A 24,207-nucleotide genomic window follows, 5' to 3' on the forward strand; every position below is an offset into this window, starting at 1 on the left:
AGGTTCAAAACCGGTAAAAACTTTGACTTTACTCAAATCTTTTAAACTGAATTTTTCCTGATCCTTATAAGGAACAATCCCCATAGAGTGTAAGCGCTTGGCGAGATATTCTTGTTCAGTTTGCCCGGGCGTAGGTATAAAAAAGGCTTTTTTGCCTAGTTTAAAGAGATCCATAATGGTGGTGTAACCCGAGCGGCAAATGACAAGATCGCTTGAGCAAATTGCGTTTTGTAAATCTTCAGTTTCCATAAAGTTCACAATTTTAACTTGCTCTTTACGGGTGACTTTTTGCTCTGCTTCCACGACACCGCGCACGAATAGTACTTGCCCTTTGTAGTGTTTCAACTCGTGCATCAAAATTTCTTCAAGCTCGGTACGTTGCGGTTCAGGACCGCTTAGCAACACCATAATATCGTAGCTAGACGCGGTTTCTTTCTGCTCAAGCCGCGATAACGCACCGATATATTTTACCGGGATCTCAAATTTTTTAGGATGACCCAATTTTCCGCTAAGGTTAGCATCATCTGCAAAATCAGGTACCCAGCATTCATCAAATTTTTTGATGTAACTGCGATGCATCGCAGAAGTTAAACGGGTGGTGCTTCCGCTTAAGACCTGAAGTTGATGTGTGATAAAAACCGTTGGAATTTCAGTATGATACAAGCCTAATCGGTTATCAGAGATCACGCCATCGATCTTCTTGTTTTTCACCAATTCTTTGAGTTGCTCGCGTTCTTGACGAATAGCTTTTAGGACTTTGGGACTGCGCAAAAGCATTTTCCATTTAAAACGCTTGCCTTTTTTAGCATATTCGATCTTGTAAGAAGGCAATTCAATACCTTCTAACTGCGGAAACTCCTTTTGAAGTAAGGTTAACGCCATACCGTCGCTTGCTATGATCACCTCAAAACCGTCGGCGAGAAGCGCATAAATTATGGGTATGCTTCGGGTAGCATGCCCAAGTCCCCAGTTAAGCGGAGCAACAAGTATGGTTTTATGAATTTTCATCAATACAAAAGTGTAACATACCTGATAACTAAATGTTTCAGCTAGATTATCAAACTATTAAAATTACGGTTTAGTATATTAAATCAAAGTTTTTAAATAACTGTTTTGTAGTGCTTTACGGGGATTTAGAAATGTTATGTGTATGTTAGGTTGCATTATGATAATTTATTAGCCGCGCATTTGTAAGAGTACCCGTATATTTGAGCCGATTTTTTAAAAGGTATTTGAATTCAGGTTCGTTTTAGAATACCTTCAGCAATAACCTCCGCAAAAGGAAAAAGAGCACACAGCAGTTGGGAAGTAAAAATAAATTAAAACGCTTTCGCGAAAACGAAACTTTTAGCAATGTCATTCAGCCGAAGCGGGAAGAATTGACCGATCAGGAATTTCCGTTAAAAGGAAATTGGAATAGGGATTTCTTTAAAAATGATAAGCCTATCGTTCTTGAGCTGGGTTGTGGCAAAGGAGAATACACTGTGGGGTTGGCACAGCGGTTTCCTGAAAAGAACTTTCTGGGCATAGACATTAAAGGAGCTCGTTTTTGGCGTGGAGCTAAAACCGCTTTAGAAGAAGGTATTTCCAACGCAGGTTTTCTACGTACCCAGATAGAGCTGGTTGATAAAGCTTTTGCCGAAAATGAAATCTCTGAGATCTGGATCACGTTTCCCGATCCTCAGATCAAATATAAGCGTACCAAGCATCGTATGACCAATCCGGAGTTTTTAGCACGCTATAAAGCTATTTTAAAGCCTGATGGTCTGATGCATTTAAAAACCGACAGTGAGTATATGCACGGGTATACTTTGGGCCTTTTAGAAGGTTTAGGGCACGAGATCTTATATGCGCATCATAATATTTATATCAATCACGAGGCGCCACAGGAAGTGGTTGGTATTCAGACTTTTTATGAAAAACAGTATCTTGAAAAAGGGAAACCCATTACCTATATAAAATTCAAGATCAACTAAGTACTTTTGGAAATAACAAAGCTCTTCTTTATCACCTATTTTGCTGCGTTCCTTGGGGTATTGCCACCGGGTTTGGTAAATATGTCTGTAGCAAAAACCTGTGTACATCGCGGGATGCGTAATGGAGTGCTTGTTGCGATAGGAGCTTCGATCGTTGTTTTGTTACAGGCTTTTGTTGCGGTGTTATTGGCGCGTTATATTTTTAGTCATCCTGTGGTTAGAAATACGTTGTTGCGCACGGGTATTGTGATCTTTGGGATACTGGCGGTCTATTTCTTCATCGCTGCTAAAAAGAACAAGGTCAAAGAGGTTAAAATCCCTAAGCATAGTGGTCGTCGCAGTTTTGCAAAAGGTGTTTTTGTAGCAGTGATTAATGTGTTGCCTATTCCATATTTCTGTGCGTTGAGTGCGGCGTTCAATATTACCAGTGTTAATAATAATGGTTGGTTAGAAATAGGTTTGTTCACGCTTGCAGCAGCTTCAGGAACCTTCACAGCATTGTATCTTTATGTGGTAGGTTTTAACCGAATTCAAAATGAACCGCGCAATTTTGCCAAGTATTCTAATTATTTTATGGCTGCGCTGATGATCGTATTGGTAATTCTCACGCTTATACGTATGCTTTATGCCAAAACCTGAAACGCTTAATTTCTTTCAAAAAGTATATGCCGTTGCTCGGCAGATCCCTTACGGAAAGGTCACTTCGTATGGCGCTATTGCCAAATGTTTAGGAGCTCCTCGAAGTGCGCGTATGGTGGGTTATGCGATGAATGGCGCTTCTGAGATGGAAGATGTGCCGGCGCATAGAGTGCTTAATCGTAACGGACTTTTAACAGGAAAACATCATTTTCCCGGAACACATTTAATGCAGCAACTGCTCGAGAGTGAAGGGCATACAGTTGTAGAAGACAAGCTTCAAGATTTTGATAAACATTTTTGGGACCCGGTTGAGATGATAGGTTTTGACGCTTCAACCGACCAATAAATTCAACTGAAATTATAAGGTTAAAATCCTGAAGGGTACATCAGTATTTTCAATAGGTAGATAACAAATAACTCTTTCGAGTTCTGAAGTTTTCAGCCTATATTTGCACCTTTAGAATCAATCTAAGTAAGACAACGTGAAGTTAGAAAAACAAGCAATACTTAATGCGCTTAAAACCATAAGTGCGCCGGGAGAAGGTGAGGATATGGTAACCAGTGGCGCGGTAACAAATGTAGTGACTTTTGGAGATGAGGTTATCGTTGATATCACGATCAAAAACCCGAGTTTACAAGCCAAAAAGAAGACTGAAGTTGAGATTATGAAGGCGATTCATGCCGAAGTTCATCAAAAGGCGCAGGTTAAAGTAAACGTACGTGTAGATGCACCCGAGAAAAAACAGGTTAACGAGATCAAAGGAAAACCTATTCCGGGAATTCAAAATATTATAGCAGTAGCCTCTGGTAAGGGAGGTGTAGGTAAATCTACGATTACTGCTAACCTTGCTGTGAGCCTTCAGAAAATGGGCTTTAAAGTGGGAATTCTTGATGCAGATATTTACGGGCCTTCTATCCCGATTATGTTTGACGTACAGGATGAGAAACCGCTTTCAGTAAAAGTTGACGGGAAGCAGAAGATGAAACCGGTAGAAAGCTACGGCGTAAAAGTTTTATCAATAGGCTTCTTTACAAAACCAGATCAAGCTGTGGTTTGGCGCGGGCCAATGGCGTCAAAAGCACTTAACCAGATGATCTTTGATGCAGCTTGGGGCGAACTTGATTTTCTTTTAGTAGACCTTCCTCCGGGAACCGGTGATATTCACTTGAGTATCGTACAAGCGATGCCGCTTACCGGAGCTGTGGTGGTTAGTACTCCGCAAAACGTGGCTTTAGCCGATGCTAAAAAAGGAGTAGCGATGTTTCAGCAAGAAAGTATCAACGTTCCTGTGTTAGGAATCGTAGAAAATATGGCTTGGTTTACTCCAGAAGAGCTACCTGAGAATAAATACTATATATTTGGCAAAGAAGGTGCTCGTAATTTAGCCGAAGATTTAAATGTGCGTTTGTTAGCGCAAGTACCTTTGGTACAAAGTATACGAGAGGCCGGTGATGTGGGACGTCCTGCTGCTTTGCAAGATGACACCATATTGTCTGAAGCGTTTGAGACTATGACGCGCAATAGTGTTGAAGAACTTGTAAAACGTAATGACAACTTACCTCCTACAGAGGCTGTTAAGATTACAACTATGGCAGGCTGTGCCGCCGTTAAAAAATAGATTATGACAGATACAGAATTAAAAGGCAAAGTTGAAGCAGCTTTAGAAGAGATTCGTCCTTTTTTGCAAAGTGACGGTGGCGATATCGCCTTGTTGAGTATTGAAGATGGTACTACTGTAAAAGTGCAGTTAGAAGGTGCTTGTGTGGGCTGCAGTGTTAATCAAATGACGCTCAAAAGTGGTGTGGAAATGACTATCAAAAAACACGCACCACAAATCGAACGTGTGATCAATATAGAAGCGTAAAGCTTCCTTTTAAATAATTCTATAAAAAAAGCTGAGCGGAAATCCCGTTCAGCTTTTTTTTTTGAGTATAACCATCGCAGGCAGGTCCATCAGGCATAGTTTGGTATTGAATTTTCAATTTCGACCCAACTCTCGGAGTATTAAACCCATTGGCAGTGCCAATATTTTAAGCGTAAGATTTACATTTAAATAGTATATTTAACTGTTTATTTTAATAATTATTATAATGAGTCATTCAAAAAGCCGTAGAAACGCATTGAAAAATATTGCATTAACGACGGGAGGTGTCAGTTTAGGCCTTTCTGCGTTGAGTTGTAAAGAAACCAGTGAGGAATATGAGCAAGTCGCTGCTGAAGAAGAGCAAGCGCTTAAGGGCAATATCAATCATTCTGCTTGCTATTGGTGTTACAACTCCTTTCCGTTAGATGTGTTTGCTAAAGATGCAGCTGACTTAGGCCTTAAAGGGATTGACTTATTAAAGCCTGAAGAGTGGGAGACCGCTGCTAAATACGGTTTGGAGTGTGCCGTTGCTACCGAGAGTTTCGCAAGTATTACTAACGGGTTTAATGATCCCGCAAATCATAAAGAGTTGCAAGAGAAATATGCTAGGCTTATCGATCAGGCAAGTGAAGCGGGAATTAAGAATGTGATCGTATTTTCTGGAAATAAAAGGGAGTTGAGCGAAGAAGAAGGTTTGGCTAATTGTGCTGAAGGTCTGGCGCCTCTCGTAAAACAAGCTGAAGAAAAAAATGTCGTGCTCATTATGGAACTGCTTAACAGTAAGATCGATCACGCCGATTATCAATGCGATAATACACCTTGGGGTGTGGCGCTTTGCGAGCGCTTGGGCTCAGAACATTTTAAGCTGTTGTATGATATTTACCATATGCAAATTATGGAAGGTGATGTGATACGCACCATTCAGGATTATAATCAATATTTTGCGCATTATCATACCGGCGGAGTTCCTGGACGAAATGAAATTACCGAAGTGCAAGAGCTTAATTATCCTGCGATAATGCGAGCGATCAAAGACACGGGTTATACCGGTTTTGTAGCTCAGGAATTTATTCCTACCTATCCCGATAAGATCGCTGCCCTAAAAGAAGGCATACGCATTTGTGATGTTTAAAATAATCCTAGTAAAACAGTAGGATTTTAAGCTTCTGAAAACTGGATTTTTATTAATTTTGCAGGTTCAAATACAGCAATTATGCAAGATGTTACCATAACCGTTATTGACCGAGAAGGAGTGGCTCACGCACTTGAGGCACCTACAGATATGAATTTAAACTTGATGGAAGTTTGTAAAATGTATGAGCTTCCTGTTGAAGGAACCTGTGGCGGAATGGCCATGTGCGCTTCCTGCCAGTGCTACGTAGTTTCTGACCATAAACTTAATGAGATGAGTTATGATGAAGAAGCGATGCTTTCTGAAGCATTTAACGTAGAAGAAAATAGCCGCTTGGGATGTCAAATTCCTATTACTCCAGACCTTAACGGGTTAGAAGTGAAATTGGCACCAGAGAGTTAAGCTAACAAATGATTCATTAAAAACGCCCTTGGTCTTGTGATCAAGGGCGTTTTTATTGGCACCACCAAAGGATCTATTATTCTGAGCTAGTTTGCTTGAATAAAGTCAAAGTTTTATTACTCGCTTTTTAAGATATTGAAAGCAAATGGTAACAAGCGCGCTACAAACTCGGCATAAGCGTCTTCAGAAGGATGTAGGCCGTCTGAGGCTACAAGGTTAGGTTCAGCAACACCTCTTCTGGTGATGTCTGTAATGTTTACAAAACGTATGCCTTGTTGTTCTGAAATTGCTCTGGCATAAGCATTATACGCATCGATCTCTTCTGAAATTGTTTCAGCGTTACCGCTGTTTTGTCCAAAAGGAGTATAGGCATAATCAGGTATTGAAACTACAAGCACACGGTCTTTGTCTCCTTGAGCAAGATTGATTGCGGTCATTAATAATTGAGGGAATTCAGTCTCATATTGACTGAAACTTCTTCCCTGATATTGATTGTTTACGCCTATGAGTAAGGTGACCAAATCGTAGGTGTTAGCAGGATTCTCATTATTTATTGCATTGATAAGGTCATCTGTGCGCCATCCTGTAGTGGCGATAATGTCGGTTTCAATAGTACCTTGTGTTTGTGTTGCTAAGGCTTCTTCAAGCTGAATAGGAAACCTGCAGGTTGAGCAAACGCTTTCTCCGATCGTATAACTGTCGCCTAAGGCTAAATAGGAATAATCAGCTTCAGATTGATCTACTGGAAATTCTTCAACTATAGTACCACTTTCATCTGAAGTGCCACAGCCCAAGGTTATTAAAATGAGTAAGAGTCGTAAAGGGTGAAGTAGGGTTTTTAGCATGTTCTATTTCGTTCTATAATCTATTAGTTTTTGAGGTCCTTCCAGCGGAATGCGTATGATTCTTAAAAAGCCTTCATCGGTTGTGGCAATTTGCCATTTGATGAGGGTGATCGCTCCGTTTTCAATTTCCAGACCGGTGATGCTGCGCGGGTGTACACAGCTTCCGTCATTAAAATACGCAATATCCCCCGGTTCTGGAAATCTTGGCCGGTGGGTATGCCCCGTGATCGTAAACTGATTGTTGCGTTGCGTGATCCATTTTTTTGTACGGCGTTCTACTTTTATGAGTTCCTGATAATTCTTCGCCGGACTCGTAGGGTCTGAAATTCCTGCTCCTTGTAAAGGACGCCACAAAACACGCACCATAAAGCGATTAAAACGCCAGGCTACATAATTCATCCAGTCGGCTTGATGCCCGTGACATAAAAAGAGCTCTTGGTTGGTTTCTTTGTGCTTGAGAATGATTCCTTCGTGTACTTTAATTCCCGGAAAAAGAGGTTGGTCGCTGTCTGTTTTTCGGTCAAAGAATTTATGAAGATGCTTTTCTACATAATGCTGGTTTTTATAAACCATATCGTGATTTCCCCAAATCAAATGCAGGCGTCCTTCAGCATAAAACTGTTGCATAAGACCGTAGACATTTTTATGGGATTCAAAAAGAATATCAAACGAGAGGTTTTCCCAAAGTTCATCTCCATCTCCAAGTTCGCAATAGGTAAACCCGTTTTGGTAATAATGCTTCAGCGCGTGAAAATAGATATTTCGGTTGTTTGCAAAATCATCTGCACCGCTATTATCACCGCGATGGCAGTCGCTAAACAAGATAAACTTACTCTCGTCTGAAAACGGGATTACCGGTGCATTAGCAAAAGCACGATCAAAACGGTGGGTAGAAGACATTTCTGCTTTTAGCTAAAGATACAACTAAAGCTAAAATCAAATGCTAGGCAGTAATTTTGTCTGTAATTTCCTGTTCGATTCCGCTCCAAAGAATGATGCGTCGGCGTAGAGCTTCAACAGCTGTGTGCTTAACTTCTTCCCATTTAAGCGAATCAGTCCCGCAGAGCTCTTCGATCATTTTAAGCGCCATCGGTCCGTGCTCGTCACCATCCAATTCGATATGGCGATCAAAATAGTATTTGAATAAACTCAAGTCTTGTTTTGGAAAGTTCGCCTGTATTTCAGCAATAATTTTACTGAACATATCCGGGATTAGATCTTCGCGACCAAAGGTAAAAGCAGCAGCGATCTTGTGTGGTTTTCCTTCGGCAATAATCTCAAAAGTAAAGCGAAGAAATTCTTTAACACTTTCAGGAATGTCACTTACGGCAATAACTAGAAAGATGTCGGTGCCGTGCGTGATATGGTTTAAAAAGCTGTTGATCTGTTCTAAAGAAGCGTCCGATTTTTTCATCGCATCAAGATACATCTCAAAATGGCTTTGGCGCTTGCCATCCATATTGATGTCTGTTTCTTCGGCAAGTACGATCTCGTTGATCAAGTAGCGAATCTCCGGATTTCCGATAGGATACCACGGCGTAGAAACTTTGGTTAAATCAAATTGCAATGCTTTAAGCAGCGACATAAAATCCCAAACGGCAAAAACGTGATGTTGCATAAACGATTGCAAATCAGCCGGGGTACGCAATTTCTTATAAAGGGTGTGATTTAAAAGTTCGTCCTGATAGGGAGCGATCGCCTTATTGATATACTTAATCATCAAACAATTTTTTGCAAAATTAAAAAAATCAATTTGACTCTATGCTATTTTAACCCTTGATAATCCTTATAACACTATTATTTAAATGCATTGAGACCGGTAATGTCCATACCGGTGATGAGTAGATGAATGTCGTGTGTACCTTCGTAGGTGACTACACTTTCTAAATTCATCATATGGCGCATGATACTATACTCGCCGGTGATGCCCATCCCGCCTAAAATTTGTCTGGCTTCACGAGCGATTTTTAGCGCCATTTCTACGTTGTTTCGTTTTGCCATGGAGATTTGGGCTGAAGTCGCTTTATCTTCATTTCTAAGCGCTCCCAAACGCCAGGCGAGCAGTTGGGCTTTGGTAATCTCGGTGATCATTTCTGCTAATTTCTTTTGCTGAAGCTGAAAAGCGCCAATGGGTTTGTTGAATTGTTCTCGCTCTTTTGCATAGCGTAGTGCCGTGTCGTAGCAATCCATCGCTGCGCCAATAGCACCCCAAGCGATCCCAAAACGTGCCGAATCTAAACACATCAATGGAGCGCCAAGGCCAGATTTATTAGGGAGCAGGTTTTCTTTAGGGATTTTCACATTGTCAAAAATAAGCTCGCCGGTAGCACTTGCTCGCAACGACCATTTGTTGTGTGTGGTAGGCGTAGAAAAACCTTCCATCCCGCGCTCGACGATCAAACCGTGTATTCTTCCGTTTTCATCTTTAGCCCATACCACAGCAATATTTGCAAACGGAGCATTTGAGATCCACATTTTTGCTCCGTTCAAAAGATAATGATCGCCCTTATCTTTAAAATGGGTTACCATCCCGCCGGGATTGGAACCGTGGTCAGGTTCCGTAAGGCCAAAACACCCCATAAATTCACCGCTGGCAAGTTTGGGTAAGTACTTTTTTCGTTGCGCTTCGGTACCAAATTTAAAAATAGGATACATTACCAGCGACGACTGTACCGAAGCTGTAGAACGCACGCCACTATCACCACGCTCGATTTCCTGCATGATGAGTCCGTAGCTTATTTGATCTAAGCCGGCGCCACCATATTCTTCAGGAATATACGGGCCAAAAGCACCAATTTCAGCAAGTCCTTTGATGATTTCCTTTGGGAATTCAGCTTTTTGAGCCGCTTCCTCGATGATAGGAGAAACATCGCGTTTTACCCAATCACGAGCAGCGCTTCGCACGAGTTTGTGCTCTTCGGTTAAAAGATCATCAAGGTTGTAATAATCGGGAGCTTCAAAAAGATCGGGTTTCATAAGGTGCTTATTGAAAAACAGAGAACTGCTGAATTATTAATGCGTTAAAGATTGTGTTTTGCAATCCTCTAAATTTAGCATTTTGCTAAAGCATCAGAAAAAATTCTTTTAAATTTTCAATAGCATAGGGCAGCTTACATTTTTAAATAAAAATCTTTAACCAATTCCTGATAGGCTTCGGTGTAGTGGTGACGTGAAATTTCAATAATCAATTCGTCTTTTTGCGGAATGGTTTGTGTTCTGCTGAAAAGCAGCAAGGAGCGTTTTGCTTCGACCTGAGCGTTTCCTTTAACGCGGGTTATTTTCTGCGGAAATAAATTGCCACGTGCAGCGAGATCAATAAATTCTTGCTCACGATTAAAAGGAATAACTACACTGAATATTCCGTCAGGATTGAGTAATTGATTTACCGAAGCTACAAGCAGTTCAAATGGCATAGATTCTTCAAAACGTGCCTGTTCGCGGGCTGAACCTTGCTGCTCTGCTTGTTGAGCGTTTCCTTCAAAGAATGGAGGATTACAGGTGATTAAGTCGTAGGTGTCTTCTATTTCAGTTGCAAATTCATACAAGTGTGCGTGATAACAAAACAGGCGATCACCCCAAGGTGAGGCTTCAAAATTTTCTGCAGCTTGCTCATAGGCATCTTCATCAAGCTCTAGCGCGTCTACAAGTTCTGCATCGCAGCGTTGTGCCAGCATCAATGCAATTACTCCGGTTCCGGTGCCAATATCAAGTATCGAAAACGGATTTTGAGCTACAGGTGTCCAAGCGCCTAGCAAAACACCATCGGTACCAATTTTCATCGCGCAGCGATCTTGCTTGACGGTAAATTGTTTGAATTTGAAAGGTTTTGACAAAGTAAGGTTTCTTAAAACTTAGTATTAGAATGTAGGCTTTTGCTACTATCTCTCACGCATTTTTTGTGAAACGAATTTAGAGATTAAATATGATAACGATAAGGATAACAACAATGCAACAAGCTATAAAAATTGCCCATTGCTTTAAGAGGTGATTTTGCTTTTGAATTTTTAAAGTCTCGCGGAATTTTTTCAATTCGGAGGGCTTTAATTTTTTAGAATCAAATTTAAAACCAGAATCACGCGTTTTATAGTCAGAAAGATTTTTGCGATGTCCGCTATGTTTTTCGGAGCGTTCGCGTCGTCTTTGTAAAGTTGCTTTAAACTGATCTAAACTTCCATTCATGTCGAAGTACTTTTAGTATAAGTACCAGAATTTAGGAAACGTTACAGATATATTGCGATAAGTCCTTCGGGCGTATCTAGAGTAATGGTTTTAGAGCTTCGGTCTACTTTTTTGATGAAGTCGTCATTTATTGGGATAAGCACTTCTTTACCGTTGTGGTCAATTTCAAAAAGGGCTTGTGCAGTGTTGTCATTTACCCCTGTGATGGTGCCTACTTCGCCAAAATAAATGTCGTTTACTTTAAAGCCAATGATCTCGTGGTAATAAAATTTATTGCCTTCGAGTTCCGGAAGCATAGAAAGCGGTAGATAGAGCTCAGCATTTACAAGGTCTTCTGCATCTTCTTCGGTATTGACATCTTCAAAATCTATGCGTAATAAAGTAGACTTGTGCAGTTGGCACGATTGTATAAAAAAAGGAACCAGATTGCCGTTAAATTCGACAAATACTGATTCCAATTCTTCATACATTTCGGGTTCGTCTGTGTCTAGCTTTGCTAGTAACTCGCCCTTAAAGCTAAATTTTCGCACGATTTTGCCCAGATAGAAACATTCTTCTTTGCGCATCGTGATAAGATTTACTTAGCCTCTTCTTCGTTGCTTTCTTCAGCAGCAGGAGCTTCTTCGGTAGTAGCTTCTGCTTCAGGAGCAGCCTCTTCAGCTACTTCTTCTTCAGGTTGAGCAGCTGCAATACGAGCTTCGTTAACTGCTTTTTCTGCAGCTAAAGCCTCTTGACGTGCTTTTTCCTCAGCCTTAGTAAGACCTTCTTTTTTAGCTTCAACTTTAGAAGCTTTTTCTTCAGCCCAAGCATTGAATTTTTCTTCTGCTTGCTCTTCGGTTAATGCACCTTTACGCACACCACCAGCCAAGTGATTTTTAAGTAAAACACCTGTGTAAGAAAGTAAACGTTTTGCAGTTTCTGTAGGCTGAGCCCCGTTCTGCAACCATTTTACTGAAGAATCTACGTCTATATCAATAGTCGCAGGATTTTTGGTAGGATTGTAAACTCCTAATTTTGCTAAGAATTTACCATCACGTTTTGCGCGTGCATCTGCCGCTACAACCCAGTAAAAAGGTTTTCCTTTTTTACCGTGTCTCTGTAATCTGATTTTTACTGGCATAAAAATTAATTTTTGGGGTACCCGACCCCGGTTATAATTTATAAATAACTATCTTAAAATGAAGACATTCTAAGTAGCTTCTCTAAATGAGGGCGCAAATATACCACAAATTTCTGGCTGTCAACATGTTTTTGACTGTTATTATCATAAATTTGGGTGCCTAATGTAATTCTTGCTATGAAAAAATACATTTTAGTCGTTCTAAGTCTGCTGATGCTCTATTCTTGTTCAGACGATGTTACGTTTAACACACCTGCCTTTCAAGGGATAAGAGATACTGTTTTCTTTAAGGCAAACGGAATGCGTTATGAGCAAAACGAAGCCGGGCAGGTCTATGTTTATGGTAGTTTGGGGACGCAAAGTGTACAATTGATGCTTCCTAATTATGGCGAAGGCAATTTTCGGCTGGGACCCACGAGCGCTGCCGAAGCACAATTTACCAATAGCAATGGAAAGTTATTTACCACTGGTTTTGACGGAGAAGGAGAAGTGATCGTTGAGCGTGCTGCAGACAGTATGTATACCGGTACGTTTAAATTTAGAGCGGTTTCCCCTGTAGACACTACCGAAGTATATTTTTCTAGAGGGTTGTTTTATAAGGTGCCTTTCTACGTAGAACCTGTTCCACCTGTTTTAGACCCGGTTGTGAGCAGTTCTTTCTTTTGCAGAATTAATGGAATAGGCTTTACTCCTCCTAGCGTAAGTGCTTCGGCGGGGCCTGATTTTATAACAGGAACCGGCGCAAATAACACCGCCAACATTCGACTTCGATTTCCTCGTAATGTTGAAAAAGGAACCTATCCGCTAACCGATTTTACGGTAGAAAGTTCTTATCAAGCAGCTTATTATAGTGGTTTTGAAACCCTTGTTGAATCGGGTACGGTCACGATCACTTCACACAATACCCAAGAAGGTTCTATAGGAGGAACTTTTTCTTTTACCGCTCAGGGAGAGTCAACGATTCAGGTAACTCAGGGAACTTTTGGGTTTAATTATTTATAAGATTAGAAGGTTTAGATTTCGCATAGGCGAAAAAACTAAGCATAGAGAGCACAAGCCAAAAAACATCTACAAAAGCAATTTGGACGTCTCCTTGTGCAAAGGAATTCCAAAACCAGGCATCGCTTATAATTCCGTTGAATATAGGGATCAAAACGCCTAAAATACTTCCTGAAAGCAAGCAGAAATTGCTCATATATTTAAGATCTTTCCGCCAGATAAGATATATGCTGAATATCAACCAACTGATAAAATAAAACCAGTATAAGAAAGCTTGACCTGCAGGATTTACCTTTACGGCAATAAACGATAATGCGGTGACCGGATACATACTTAGGCAAATAGCCATATAAACACGAGCAACTTTGTTGTAAAAACGGCGCTTATGCTCCGGGAGGTTTTTACGGTCTCTTGCGATCAACCAAATGAGCACGCCCGAAATGATCACCACACAAGAGATAATCCCTAAAATAAAAGAGATGATCCTTAGAAAATAACCACCATAATCTCCGAAGTGCAGCCTGTAAGTCACGTTTTTTACTGCATCTAAATACGAAGCCGGTTGATAAGGATCTTTAAGAATGCTGGTGTTGCCTGTTGCAGGTTCAAATTTTATACTTCCTATACCATTAAACGTTGTAGCATAATCCAGCTGTCCATTGAGTGTGATCTGCATATTGGCATCAGCATAATTATTGATCGTGAGTTCATTAAGATTAAAGTCGGTCCATTCGCTTTGCGTTTGTTTTATATAGGCATCAAGCTCGGGAAGGTTTGTAAGCCTGTCGTGCGCAAAAGCGTAAGTAGGTTTGTTGAATTCAAGATCTTCATAAAGTTGGTTTTGATCTCCGTTATATAAAGCGAGCACGCTGGGCGCAACCAATAGAGCTTTCAGCATAAAGAAAGCTCCGGTAACCGCGAGAATGAATTGAAAGGGCAAGCCGATAATTCCCAAGGCGGTATGTGCGTCTGTCCATAAGGTTTTGAGTTTGGTCCAGGGTCTGAAGGTGTAAAAGTTAGACACGATCTTTTTCCAATGAACCAAGACACCTGTGATGATGGCAAACAAAAAGAAAAACGCCACAAAGCCCGAAAGGTAATAGCCTACAGGATAATATATTTGAGCAAAAAAGTGCAGGCGGTATAAAAATTCTCCCAGGCTATAGGCGTCAACATAGGATTGTTCTTTAAGATCAACCGGATCGATATAAAAAAAAGCGGCTTGCTTTGCCTTTTCAGGAGCAAGGCTGTCTTGAGAAGCACTTAGATTTACTGCGATCGCACGCTCGGCGTAATAGGTTTTTAGATTGATGTCTCTACCGTCTAAGCTATAGGTACTGTCAAGGTGCTTCAGAATACGGTCTATCTCGTTAGGCAGGTTATCTGCATTTTGGGCCTGTTCATTACGTTCCCAGGCAACGATTTCATCTCTAAAAAATGAAAAAGAGCCTGCAAAAAAGATAACGTACAAAGCGACACTTATGACAATGCCACTCACCGTATGCAGATTAAACAAAATGTTATAGACGCGTTTTCCCATAGATTATGAAAGCGTGTTAAGCGGTGGAGCAAAATAGATTAGAACAGAAAAGAGCAAACTTATTCCAAGATAAAGCAGCCAGATTTTCCACGGACTTTTAGCTAGAAAAGCAAGAATGATCAGCGCAGCCCAAACGATAAATAAACTAAAGGTTGAGGTGATCAAAACCACTACGTGATCAACATAACTGGCCAAAGCCAGATGCGCGGTCTGAGCAACGAGATAACCTCCTAAAATTCCGGCAGTGATTTTACCAAAGCGCTGCCATTTTGAGGTAGTAAGGTATTTTTTATTCGCCGGCATAGGCTAGGACTTAAAGAGATTTAAAGGTACCAAAATCACAATGAGACTTGCTAAAGTCATCAAGCTTACTACACCTACAAAAATACCCGTTGCCGGCCCTAACACCAGAATAAACAACCCAAAAGCCAAAATAAGCAGTACGAGACCGCAAATTTTGACTGCTGTGTTGCTCAACTTAAATAAGCCTTGATCAATATGGTTTTTTTGCTTGCTCTGCATCTTTTCAGAAGTGGAGTAGAGGGTGTAAAAACCAGTAAAAAGGAGTAAAAAGGCTAGATAGATCATAGACTTAAAAGTTGCAATAGGTGGCGCAATGCCAGATAAACTCATAGGCGTTCCCTTTAAACTTTCCGGGAACCTGCTCGTTATGTGTTATTTCTAAAATATACTTGGTGTCAAAAGGCTTTTTAAAGCTCAGATAGCCTGATTGATCTGTGGTGAGCTTTTTGGTCCACAGGTCTAACATAGATAAAGTAGCTTCTGCTTCAGTAAGCGGTTTGCCCTTATAAAAAACCTGTAGCTTCACCGCATCGGCAGTATTGCTTACCTCTTTAATGACAAGCCCTTCAGTATGTTTTTTTACTTCAAGCGGAGTTTTTGTATTTACAAGCACTTGTTGAAACGCTTGATATTCCGGTTTAAAAATTCCAAAGTCATATTCGGTATAATCCAAAACATCGATGTTTCGGTTTTCGAGATATACGAGGTAAGCGCCGGGTTTAGTTGGGGTGAAAGCTGCAGCAAAATGATCTTCTTTTGCGGTGGTATTCAATTGCATTTTTTTACCCGAAGGATCTACCAGCCAGAGTTTAAAATCTGAAACTCCTTTAAAAGCATCGCCGGCAACTTCTTCAATCACACCATAGGTGTATTCTCCAAAATAAACGCGTACTTCCTGCTTTTGATTTTGTTTTCCGGTAGCGGCTGTTTCAATCCACAAGTAATGTGCAAAAGCGGGTTTTGCTAGCAGCAACAGAATGAATAAGCCAAGAATTTTTAATGTTTTCATCAGATTCAATGCTTAAAAGTTGTAAGTGAAATTGGCAAGTAAAGACCTTTGGTTTTGCGGACTGATGGTAGACCAACCTTTAAAGTATTCTTTGTTTGCGATGTTGTCTAGTTTTAAGCTGATGCGAAAATCCGGAGTGCCGTAAAAAACTGAAGCATTAACAACTGTATACTCAGGAAGAGTGAACGCTCCTCCAAGGTTTCTGTTGAAAATTTTGTTTTCGCTGGCATAATTTCCACCAAAACCAAAACCTAATCCTTCAAATTTCCCTGAAGTCAGTTGGTAGCTCGCCCAAAGATTTGCGAGGTTTTGTGGTCCTGCACTTTCAGGACGTAACCCTACAAAGTCGGCTGCACCTTCCGTAAGTTTACTATCATTATAGCTGTAGCCTGCAACTATATTTAAACCATCAACAGGATTTGCGACAAAACTCGCTTCAAAACCTTTACTCTCCTGAGTCCCGTCTTGAGTATAGAAATAGTTGGTTGCATCAACATCTACACGAAGTGCGCGGTCTCTTACCTGAATGTCATAATAGCTTAAGGTAGCACTAAGTCTTCCGTTTAAAAGATTCAGTTTGGTACCGGCTTCAAACTGGTTGGCGTGCTCAGGGTCCAGAGCGCGGTTTGTAGTCACCCCATTAGTCACTTCATCAACAGGTGCTACGTTGCTAAAGCCGTTCATATAGTTTGCAAAAAGCGAGACTTTATTTAAAATAGGTTGATACACTACACCAAATTTTGGCGAAAGCGCGGTCTGTGCGTGGTCTGCATTACTAAAGCGGTCTATACGCAAACTGGCCATTGCTGAAAGTTCAGGCAAAATGTTAATTACATCTGAAGCGTAAGCGCTAAAGATTTCCTGTTCGGTTTTTGATGGATTGATGGTTCCATTGGCTAATAAAGCATCGGTACCAGCTTGCGTAAGAACACCGCTATCGTCGGTAAAGTTTGCGGGATCGGTGATTCCCAAAACCTCTTCATTAAATTCTTGAAGATTATTTCCTATATAAATCGCACCGTTAGTGATGTAGGGCGAATTGTTATTGATCACATTGGTCTTTAAATAATCCAGACCTACTACCATACGGTTGCGCATAGATCCTAAATTGAAATCACCAATAAAATTCTGCTGAATATCTGTAGCGATAGTTTCAGAATTTTGCTTGCTGATGTAGCGGTTTAAAGCGATTCCTTCATCTAAAGTTGTGTATTGTGTCCCTTCATAAAGGTAGGAGTAATACCCGTCTGATTTAGAATTAGAACGTGAGAATGCCGTTTGGGAAGTCCAGTTATCACTGAGTTTATAGTTCATCTGACCTTGAAAACTGTAGGTTGGTGTCTCTATATAAAGATCGTTACCCGTGTAAGAGCGGTCGATGTCATAGCCCAGCTCATCTATAGTATTGACACGCAGTTGAGCGCCGCGGTCTAAGAAAAGCATGGTTTGATTGGTGCTCTTTCCTTTGTAAAATTCGGTATTGATATAAAATGAAAGGCGATCATTTACCTGATAAGCAAGCGATGGCGCAAAGAAAAATGATTTTCTAAAGCCTGCATCCTGATAGCTGTTTTGTGTATGATAAGCCGTATTTACACGCAATGCAATATTCTTTTCTTTACTTAATGTGGTGTTTACATCTGCAGTTACATGGTTAAGACCATAGCTTCCTGAAGTATACGACACAGAACCTCCGAAGTCATAAAAAGGTCTTTTGGTAGTGATGTTGATGAGGCCACCGTACGAAATGAGACTGCTGCCGTAGAGCGTTCCAGAAGGGCCTTTGATCACTTCGATACTTTCGATATTTGCAGGATCCGGACTTCCATTGGTCAATGCCGGCAGACCGTTGGTCAGCGTAGGTTGTACTGCAAAGCCACGTAGAGAATAATACCCGGCACCGTCGTTTCCGCGGCCGGTAGATTCCCATAATTTATCAATACCCGGAGCGTTCTTTAAAGCATCGTCAAAATTGGTAATCACTTGTTCTTCAAGGAGGCTCGCAGTAATGCTGTTGTATACTTGGGGATTTTCGATGTCTGCCAGCGGCATTTTTGAAACACTTACGCTGGTTTCACGGGTGAATTTATTGTGTTTCTTTCCGTTGATGCTTATGACACCTAGCATTTCTTGTGCTTCTTCAAGCTGAAATGCTCCAAGGTCTTTAGTAGTGTTTTCTGAAACAGAAAGATCTACATATTTAGTCTTAAAACCTACATAAGAAAGCATCAGTCTATAATTTCCTGAAGGAATATTGCTAAGGATAAAGTTCCCGTTTTCGTCGGTTGTTGTTCCTAAAGTAGTTTGAGAAAGTTCGATGGTTGCTCCAGATAGTGGAGTGTTAGTTGTTGTGGTTACAGAACCTTTGATTTTTGCGGATTGTGCAGTTGCTGCAAAAGAAAATCCAACAAGGAGGAATACGCTTAAAATACTACGCATTGTTATTTAGATTAAATTAAAATAATGTTCACGCGGCAAATGTACTAGGTGCGTTTAAAATAGCAAAACTTATTTAGACTTAATTTAAATAAATGTTTAATTAATAAATTTTAGCAGCGCAGATCATTGACTTTTTAAAGAAGTGTAAAGGGTATTTATGATATCTTGAATGGGGGTGAAAACAGAAATGATTTGCGATACTTTTCTTAAGAGAGCACTTTGTTTTAGCTGAGCTTTCATCAACCTAGCTTACTTAACCTATATTCTCTTTAAGCAATGTTAAGCTTTTGATGCATAGTATATTTTTACCTTATTTTTGCCTCCTGTTTTTTAAAATGTACCCCTCTTGATTTCAAAAAGACTCCTCCTGATTTTTACGTTTGTTTGTGCTTTTACTTTAGAAGGTTTTTCTCAAGAAGAAGAACTGAATGCACTTTTTGATAAACCTGAAACTCCTAGTGAAAAAAATATCTGGAATTATTTTACCTATGATATGGGTAATGTATTTGCCGGAGTAGGCTATGCATATTCTCGGCCTTTACATTGGCAGGGAGATGATTTCTTACGCTTGGGAGCCGTGGCGGCCGGTACTACCGGTTTGTTTTTATTGGATGATGAAATACGCCATTCATTCTTATCGCATAAAGATGATGTTCCTGATATTCTATTAGATTATGGGCGCTATGCAGGAGCACCACAAAATAATTACGGACTTACCGGAGCTATTTACATGACCGGACTGCTTACTAAAAATGAAAAGCTGCGCCGTACGGGTGTTTTAATGATCTCTGCAGCAACTGCAGCCGGATTTTTACAGCAATTGAGTAAAACTTTGGTTGGTAGAGCGCGCCCGGGTGCTGGTTTTGGTAATCATCATTTTAAACCAAATGGCGGCTCGGCGGCGTACCGCTCGTTTCCTTCAGGTCACGCAGTATTGACGTTTACCACGTCGTATGCGATCGCAAAGCAGTTTGATAATAAATGGGTAAAAGGCGGAATTCTAGCCGTAGGTTTAATTCCCGGGTTGAGTAGAATTTATGAGGAAGCACATTGGGCGAGTGACGTTTTTCTCAGTTGGGCGATGAGTGCCTTTATCGTAGAAGCCATTGACAAATATCTGGACCGAAAATACGACCAGAAGTATAACGACGATGGCATCGCACAACGCAAATCAGATTTTGAGTGGAACCTCACCTTTGGCGGAAACCAACTCGGCGTGGTTTTTCAGTTTTAAATATTTATTTCATTAAATAACAGCTTTTTAGCATAAGGCTCAGTTTGTGTTTGTTACTTTTAACGATTACTAACTTAATTCTTCCCACCAACTTGAGCTCTAAACGAAATATTTATGCGCGTTCCGGTCTTTTTGCTAAAGCACTTTTGTTTTTAGCCATTGGTGTGATCACCGCTATGGAAGCTTTTGGTTTAGGAGGGTTTAAAGCGGGTAGTTTTACCTTGATGCAGGTCTTGGCAAAACAGGAATATGGTAAAGCATTACTCATTTTGTGGGCGCTTAGCTTAATGGGATATTTGTTTTGGAGAGTCTACGAGACTTTTGCAGATAATGAAGGTTATGGTAAAGGTATAAAAGGCATTGGTGAGCGTATAGGTTTTTGTTTTGGTGGTCTTGTATATGGATTCTTAGCTTTTAAAGCAATTCAGGTTGCTTTTTTTGCAGATGGAATGCATATGATTTCCTCTTTAAGATTTCAAGAATTAATGCACACACGATTGGCTCAAATTGCAGTCGTAGGCGTAGGAATTGGGATGCTTGGAGCTATGCTCAACGAATTTTATATCGCTATTTCCGGTATTTTCACAAAGACCATAACCTATGATCGCATTCCGGAGAAATTTAAAATTTGGGTGGTTGGCTTTGGGAGAATTGGCTATTTCTCTAGAGGATTTACCGTGGGTATCGCAGCACTTCTTCTGATGGATACGGCGTATACTGATCAAGATATTACTAATGCCAATAAAGAAGCTGCCTTTTCTTTTATGCAATATGCTTTTGGAAATTTTATTTTAGGAGCCATTGCTGTAGGATTCATCATTTATTCCGTTTATGTTTTTGTCGAGGTGCGCTACAGACGTATCGATATGGCTTAAAAATAAAAGCCCGATATCAACGACACCGGGCTTTAAATTTTTATACAGAACCTTTTTACTCTGCCAGCAAACTCTCATTAAACAGCTTCAAAATACGTTTGTATTCATCTGTCCAGCTGCTGGGCTCTATAAAACCGTGACTTTCTACAGGATAAACTGCGAGTTCCCAATTGTCTTTTCCTAACTCGATCAAGCGCTGTGTGAGACGCACCACATCTTGAAAATGTACATTGGTATCTACCATTCCGTGTTCTATTAATAGATCGCCTTCTAAGCCTTCGGCGAAATAAATAGGCGAAGAGCGTTTGTATGCGATAGGATCTTGAGACGGCTCGTTGAGAATATTGGCCGTGTACCCATGATTGTAATGTGCCCAGTCGGTAACCGAGCGTAGTGCGGCTCCTGCTTTAAAAGTTTCAGGTTCATTGAATAAAGCCATAAGCGTGATGAAGCCACCGTAACTTCCGCCGTAGATGCCTACCTTCTCTGGGTCGATATCGTAGTTTTCGACTAAATATTCAACGCCATCAACTTGGTCAGAAAGATCTTTTCCTCCCATATGGCGATAAATTCCGGTTCTCCAATCGCGACCATAACCGGCACTTGCACGATAATCAATATCGATCACGGTGTAGCCCAGATCGGTCAACATATTGTTAAACATATATTCTCTAAAATAACTTGACCACCATTTGTGGGCATTTTGTAAATAACCGGCTCCGTGTACAAAAACCACCGCCGCATTGTTTTTTACAGAAGCTTCAGGAACATACAAACGGGCAGGCACCATAGCGCCATCGTCTGCTTTAAAGGTGATGTTCTCGGGTACGCGCCAATCGTAAGATTGAAAAGCTTCAGATTGCCCCGAAGTCAACTGCTGTGCATCTTTAGACGAACCGGTTTTCTTAAGATACAATTCCCAAGGTTTATTGCTGAAGGAATTGCGAATCGCCATATACTTTTCGTCAGGAGAAAGGCTTACTTCGTTGTTTCCGGTTAGGTTGGTGAGCTTTTGCATTTTACCACCCATCACCGGCATTTTGTAAAAATGACGCTCGCCGGGACCAACTTCTGAAGTGGTTAAAAACCAAGATTTTTTGTCATTAGATAAAAACGGATCAAACACTTCAAATTCACCTTCGGTCAGCGCTTTTTTAGTTCCGGTAGTTACGTCTAACAAATACAGATGTGAATACCCGCTTGCTTCAGACTGAAAATAAATATGCTTATTGTCTGGCAACCAACCTAAAGTTCCGCCACCAAAAGACCAACCAATCCCTGGACCGGCGATCCAAGCTTCGTCACGTTGACGGTCTAAGGTTTCAAGACTTCCGTCTTCAAGATTCAGCAATGCGATCCAACGGTCTTTGTTGTCTTTAGAGCGAACATTTACAATGGCTTTGCTTCCATCTTCAGAAAAAATCGCTTGAGAAACGATCACCTCGCGTTCTTTTTCTTCCCATTCTTTATCTGGATAATCCTCAGTATAATCTGGTAAATCTGTAATTCCCGGAAGCGTCGAAGTGTCCACATTATAAACCGTGTCTTTTTTGATGTTGTAAACTGCTAAAGAGACTTCGGTTTTATCTTCACCTACTTTACTACGCGCTCGTAAGTTTTTGGTATATCCACTTGCATCAACATAATTAGGTACATCTGTGCTCTCGCCACGGTCGCGTTCCATCAACATAATGGTGACAAAATCAGCTTTTGGACTCACTTGCAATCCTGCAACTTGTTTATCACCGTGATAAAAAGTGTAGGGTTCAGGATCTGCAGTCATCTCACGATAGGCTTTAGACAACGAATCTTGCTTTTCCCGCTCGCGAACGATTTGCAACAAGCTTAAATTCTCATCCTTTAACCATTGGTTTTTTTCAGAAAGTTTTTCTTCACGGGACTCACGTGCTTTGCCACTTTGAATATTGGTCAATTTTTTAAGCGTACCGGTTTTAGTATTCAGCACATAGGCATTGTCATCATATTCAAAGGCAATTTGCGCTTCGTCAGCTAAAAAGGTAGGATTTCCTAATCGCCCGCCAAGGTCGATCAATTCTTTAGACGTATCTTTTTTTAGATCATAAAGAAGAAGTGCACCGTCTTCAGAGTATAATTTTTTGGTTTCGTCTTGATTCCAAGTGCCGTAAGGGCTGGTCATCGCTTTGCGCTCGGCAAGACTTACCTTTTGAATCTCATCAAGGTTTGAAACTTCAATTTTATAAAGACTGTCTGAAGGATTTTCTTCAGGATTGTAGTTGAAGTAAATGGTTTTACTCTGCGGACCCCAATTGATGCGCTCAGGAAAGGTACCCATCCATTTAGGATCTTGCATAATTTTTTCTACCGAAAGCGCACTGGTTTGAGCAAAGAGAGCGGTGCTGCCTAAGGCTATAAAAGCAAAAAGCAGGGCGTGTAGTGTTTTGTTCATAGAGAAGTCATTGAAATTTTAGTCGCCGTAAGTTACAGAATAGTTGAAAAAGGAAAGCGTGCCGATAGCTGCAGAATTCTTAAAAAATCACTGTGATTCTTGAATATTTCAATTCTGAATATCAGAAAACAAAAAAGCCTCACCATTTAAGGTAAAGCTTCTCAAAGGTTTCACTACAAAACCAGTTTTCGGTGTTACCCGAAAACAACACAACTTCTTTATAAAGTACCGAATCGGGTATTCGGTTTAATTTCTTGAATAAAGCACAAAAGTAATATTAGTTTTTGAATTTTTATTAGATAATTCAAAAATTTAAGGTTTTAAGGCTATCAAAACGTAAACCGGCAAATGGTCTGAAGGATAATGTAAGTCTTTAGAATCACTTAATATTGCGTGTTTTAGCACCTTGCTGGTGTTGCTCTTTACCTGAAAAATATAATCGATTCTTCGGGTTACCGGCTCGGTAAATTTGAAACCGTTAAATGTTCCTTTTGGGCCAAAAGCTCCGTTGGGCGCCAACTCATAGGTGTCATCAAGTTCGGTTTTTAATACGGCAATAGGAGCGCTGTCGGGTTCCAGATTTAGATCACCGCTTACAAATGCAGGTAAGTTTTTAGGATTCAATTCTTTGATTTTTGCTAAGATCAAAGCGGAAGCATTTTTGCGCGCTTCAATACCTACGTGATCAAAATGGGTGTTGAATACATAGAACTTTTCACCAGATTTTTTGTCTTTAAACAGTGCATAAGTACAAATACGCGGAAGCGCCGCATCCCAACCGGTAGATATTTTTTCAGGCGTTTCAGAAAGCCAGAAGGTATCATCTTCCAAGACTTTAAGTCGGTCTGCATTATAAAATATTGCCGAAAATTCACCTTTATTTTTTCCTTCGCGGCCAACACCTACGTGCTTGTAGCCGGTAAGATGCTTACCTAAATAATCCATTTGCTCGGGAAGTGCCTCTTGCACACCCATCACATCTGGCGCATAGAACAACACTTGACTGGTAAGATATTCTTTGCGCTTGCTCCAAGCATCAGCTCCGTCAGATTCGGTAGCCATTCTAATATTATAAGTCATTAAACTTACCTCTTGTGCGCTGAGTAGATTCAGGCAAAAGAACAGGCTTAAAAAGGCAAAGATTGATTTCATTAGGGTTTAGTTTTTTTAAAAACTGAAAATTAAAACAAAAGGCTTCCATCAAATGTTGAGGCCGTGTTAT

Annotated in this window: 25 protein-coding genes and 1 pseudogene; 10 read left to right on the forward strand and 16 right to left on the reverse strand. The window is 40.6% G+C overall.

Annotated features, from left to right (window positions below):
• Window positions 1–87: 87 nt before the first annotated feature.
• Window positions 88–1,008, reverse strand: a pseudogene (locus tag WA338_RS01500) (glycosyltransferase); the annotation flags it as partial.
• Between the two features lie 293 nt (window positions 1,009–1,301).
• On the opposite strand from WA338_RS01500, the gene trmB reads away from it, so the two are divergent.
• From trmB to WA338_RS01535, 7 genes are all read left to right on the forward strand, one after another.
• Entirely contained in the window at window positions 1,302–1,976 is a 675-nt protein-coding gene (gene trmB, locus WA338_RS01505) for a tRNA (guanosine(46)-N7)-methyltransferase TrmB (protein ID WP_009778620.1), read from the forward strand.
• 6 nt (window positions 1,977–1,982) lie between these two features.
• Window positions 1,983–2,615 carry a LysE family translocator gene (locus WA338_RS01510; protein ID WP_009778621.1) on the forward strand — a complete coding sequence of 211 codons (633 nt, stop codon included), beginning with the start codon at window positions 1,983–1,985 and terminating at the stop codon, window positions 2,613–2,615.
• On the forward strand, window positions 2,602–2,961 hold the full coding sequence (locus WA338_RS01515; RefSeq protein ID WP_009778622.1) for an MGMT family protein: 360 nt from the start codon (window positions 2,602–2,604) through the stop codon (window positions 2,959–2,961). Before WA338_RS01510 ends, WA338_RS01515 begins: the two co-directional genes overlap by 14 nt.
• A gap of 136 nt (window positions 2,962–3,097) precedes the next feature.
• A complete protein-coding gene (locus tag WA338_RS01520) occupies window positions 3,098–4,234 on the forward strand; it encodes an Mrp/NBP35 family ATP-binding protein (RefSeq protein ID WP_273016872.1) in 1,137 nt (378 codons plus the stop codon).
• A 3-nt stretch (window positions 4,235–4,237) separates the two neighbouring features.
• Window positions 4,238–4,480, forward strand: a complete 243-nt coding sequence (locus tag WA338_RS01525; RefSeq protein WP_009778624.1) for a NifU family protein — start codon at window positions 4,238–4,240, stop codon at window positions 4,478–4,480.
• 226 nt (window positions 4,481–4,706) lie between these two features.
• A complete protein-coding gene (locus WA338_RS01530) occupies window positions 4,707–5,612 on the forward strand; it encodes a hydroxypyruvate isomerase family protein (protein ID WP_336091747.1) in 906 nt (301 codons plus the stop codon).
• Between the two features lie 81 nt (window positions 5,613–5,693).
• On the forward strand, window positions 5,694–6,014 hold the full coding sequence (locus WA338_RS01535; RefSeq protein ID WP_009778626.1) for a 2Fe-2S iron-sulfur cluster-binding protein: 321 nt from the start codon (window positions 5,694–5,696) through the stop codon (window positions 6,012–6,014).
• A 116-nt stretch (window positions 6,015–6,130) separates the two neighbouring features.
• Here the strand turns inward: WA338_RS01535 and WA338_RS01540 are convergent, their stop codons facing one another.
• From WA338_RS01540 to WA338_RS01575, 8 genes are all read right to left on the reverse strand, one after another.
• Entirely contained in the window at window positions 6,131–6,859 is a 729-nt protein-coding gene (locus tag WA338_RS01540; protein WP_009778627.1) for an SGNH/GDSL hydrolase family protein, read from the reverse strand.
• 3 nt (window positions 6,860–6,862) lie between these two features.
• Entirely contained in the window at window positions 6,863–7,759 is an 897-nt protein-coding gene (locus tag WA338_RS01545; RefSeq protein ID WP_009778628.1) for a metallophosphoesterase family protein, read from the reverse strand.
• A gap of 43 nt (window positions 7,760–7,802) precedes the next feature.
• A complete protein-coding gene (locus WA338_RS01550; RefSeq protein ID WP_272987019.1) occupies window positions 7,803–8,579 on the reverse strand; it encodes a DUF3050 domain-containing protein in 777 nt (258 codons plus the stop codon).
• A 77-nt stretch (window positions 8,580–8,656) separates the two neighbouring features.
• Complete coding sequence (locus tag WA338_RS01555) at window positions 8,657–9,835, reverse strand: acyl-CoA dehydrogenase family protein (protein ID WP_272987017.1); 1,179 nt, start codon at window positions 9,833–9,835, stop codon at window positions 8,657–8,659.
• A gap of 134 nt (window positions 9,836–9,969) precedes the next feature.
• Window positions 9,970–10,638, reverse strand: coding sequence for a tRNA1(Val) (adenine(37)-N6)-methyltransferase (locus tag WA338_RS01560; RefSeq protein WP_272987015.1), 669 nt, complete (start codon window positions 10,636–10,638; stop codon window positions 9,970–9,972).
• 130 nt (window positions 10,639–10,768) lie between these two features.
• A complete protein-coding gene (locus WA338_RS01565) occupies window positions 10,769–11,038 on the reverse strand; it encodes a hypothetical protein (RefSeq protein WP_272987014.1) in 270 nt (89 codons plus the stop codon).
• A 41-nt stretch (window positions 11,039–11,079) separates the two neighbouring features.
• Window positions 11,080–11,604, reverse strand: coding sequence for a ribosome maturation factor RimM (gene rimM, locus WA338_RS01570; protein ID WP_272987012.1), 525 nt, complete (start codon window positions 11,602–11,604; stop codon window positions 11,080–11,082).
• An 11-nt stretch (window positions 11,605–11,615) separates the two neighbouring features.
• The gene (locus WA338_RS01575) at window positions 11,616–12,158 is read right to left on the reverse strand and encodes a 30S ribosomal protein S16 (RefSeq protein WP_272987010.1); all 543 of its coding nucleotides are present in this window, start codon (window positions 12,156–12,158) and stop codon (window positions 11,616–11,618) included.
• Window positions 12,159–12,335: 177 nt separating this feature from the next.
• Between WA338_RS01575 and WA338_RS01580 the strand changes: the two genes are divergently transcribed.
• Window positions 12,336–13,160 (forward strand): DUF6252 family protein, encoded by an 825-nt coding sequence (locus tag WA338_RS01580; RefSeq protein WP_272987008.1) that lies wholly within the window; start codon window positions 12,336–12,338, stop codon window positions 13,158–13,160.
• Here WA338_RS01580 and WA338_RS01585 read toward each other — a convergent pair.
• Genes WA338_RS01585 through WA338_RS01605 form a run of 5 tightly spaced genes read right to left on the reverse strand, consistent with a single transcriptional unit; the run spans window position 13,147 to window position 18,448 of the window.
• Window positions 13,147–14,697, reverse strand: a complete 1,551-nt coding sequence (locus WA338_RS01585) for a PepSY-associated TM helix domain-containing protein (RefSeq protein ID WP_272987006.1) — start codon at window positions 14,695–14,697, stop codon at window positions 13,147–13,149. The two genes, WA338_RS01580 and WA338_RS01585, sit on opposite strands and share 14 nt — an antisense overlap.
• 3 nt (window positions 14,698–14,700) lie before the next feature.
• The gene (locus tag WA338_RS01590; RefSeq protein WP_009778637.1) at window positions 14,701–15,000 is read right to left on the reverse strand and encodes a hypothetical protein; all 300 of its coding nucleotides are present in this window, start codon (window positions 14,998–15,000) and stop codon (window positions 14,701–14,703) included.
• A gap of 3 nt (window positions 15,001–15,003) precedes the next feature.
• A complete protein-coding gene (locus WA338_RS01595) occupies window positions 15,004–15,330 on the reverse strand; it encodes a hypothetical protein (RefSeq protein ID WP_272987003.1) in 327 nt (108 codons plus the stop codon).
• Window positions 15,290–16,009, reverse strand: coding sequence for a DUF4198 domain-containing protein (locus WA338_RS01600; RefSeq protein ID WP_272987001.1), 720 nt, complete (start codon window positions 16,007–16,009; stop codon window positions 15,290–15,292). The genes WA338_RS01595 and WA338_RS01600 overlap by 41 nt, the downstream gene beginning before the upstream one ends.
• Window positions 16,010–16,021: 12 nt before the next feature.
• Entirely contained in the window at window positions 16,022–18,448 is a 2,427-nt protein-coding gene (locus WA338_RS01605; RefSeq protein WP_336091754.1) for a TonB-dependent receptor, read from the reverse strand.
• Window positions 18,449–18,794: 346 nt separating this feature from the next.
• Here WA338_RS01605 and WA338_RS01610 point away from each other — a divergent pair, with 346 nt between their 5' ends.
• Together WA338_RS01610 and WA338_RS01615 are read left to right on the forward strand one after the other, a co-directional pair.
• Window positions 18,795–19,682, forward strand: coding sequence for a phosphatase PAP2 family protein (locus WA338_RS01610; RefSeq protein WP_009778641.1), 888 nt, complete (start codon window positions 18,795–18,797; stop codon window positions 19,680–19,682).
• A gap of 92 nt (window positions 19,683–19,774) precedes the next feature.
• Window positions 19,775–20,557 (forward strand): DUF1206 domain-containing protein, encoded by a 783-nt coding sequence (locus WA338_RS01615; protein WP_272986997.1) that lies wholly within the window; start codon window positions 19,775–19,777, stop codon window positions 20,555–20,557.
• 55 nt (window positions 20,558–20,612) lie between these two features.
• Here WA338_RS01615 and WA338_RS01620 read toward each other — a convergent pair whose 3' ends face one another.
• Entirely contained in the window at window positions 20,613–22,985 is a 2,373-nt protein-coding gene (locus WA338_RS01620) for a S9 family peptidase (protein ID WP_272986995.1), read from the reverse strand.
• A 312-nt stretch (window positions 22,986–23,297) separates the two neighbouring features.
• Entirely contained in the window at window positions 23,298–24,137 is an 840-nt protein-coding gene (locus tag WA338_RS01625) for an endonuclease/exonuclease/phosphatase family protein (protein ID WP_009778644.1), read from the reverse strand.
• Between the last annotated feature and the right edge of the window lie 70 nt (window positions 24,138–24,207).

This window comes from Leeuwenhoekiella sp. CH_XMU1409-2 (assembly GCF_037029365.1).
Lineage (GTDB): Bacteria > Bacteroidota > Bacteroidia > Flavobacteriales > Flavobacteriaceae > Leeuwenhoekiella > Leeuwenhoekiella blandensis.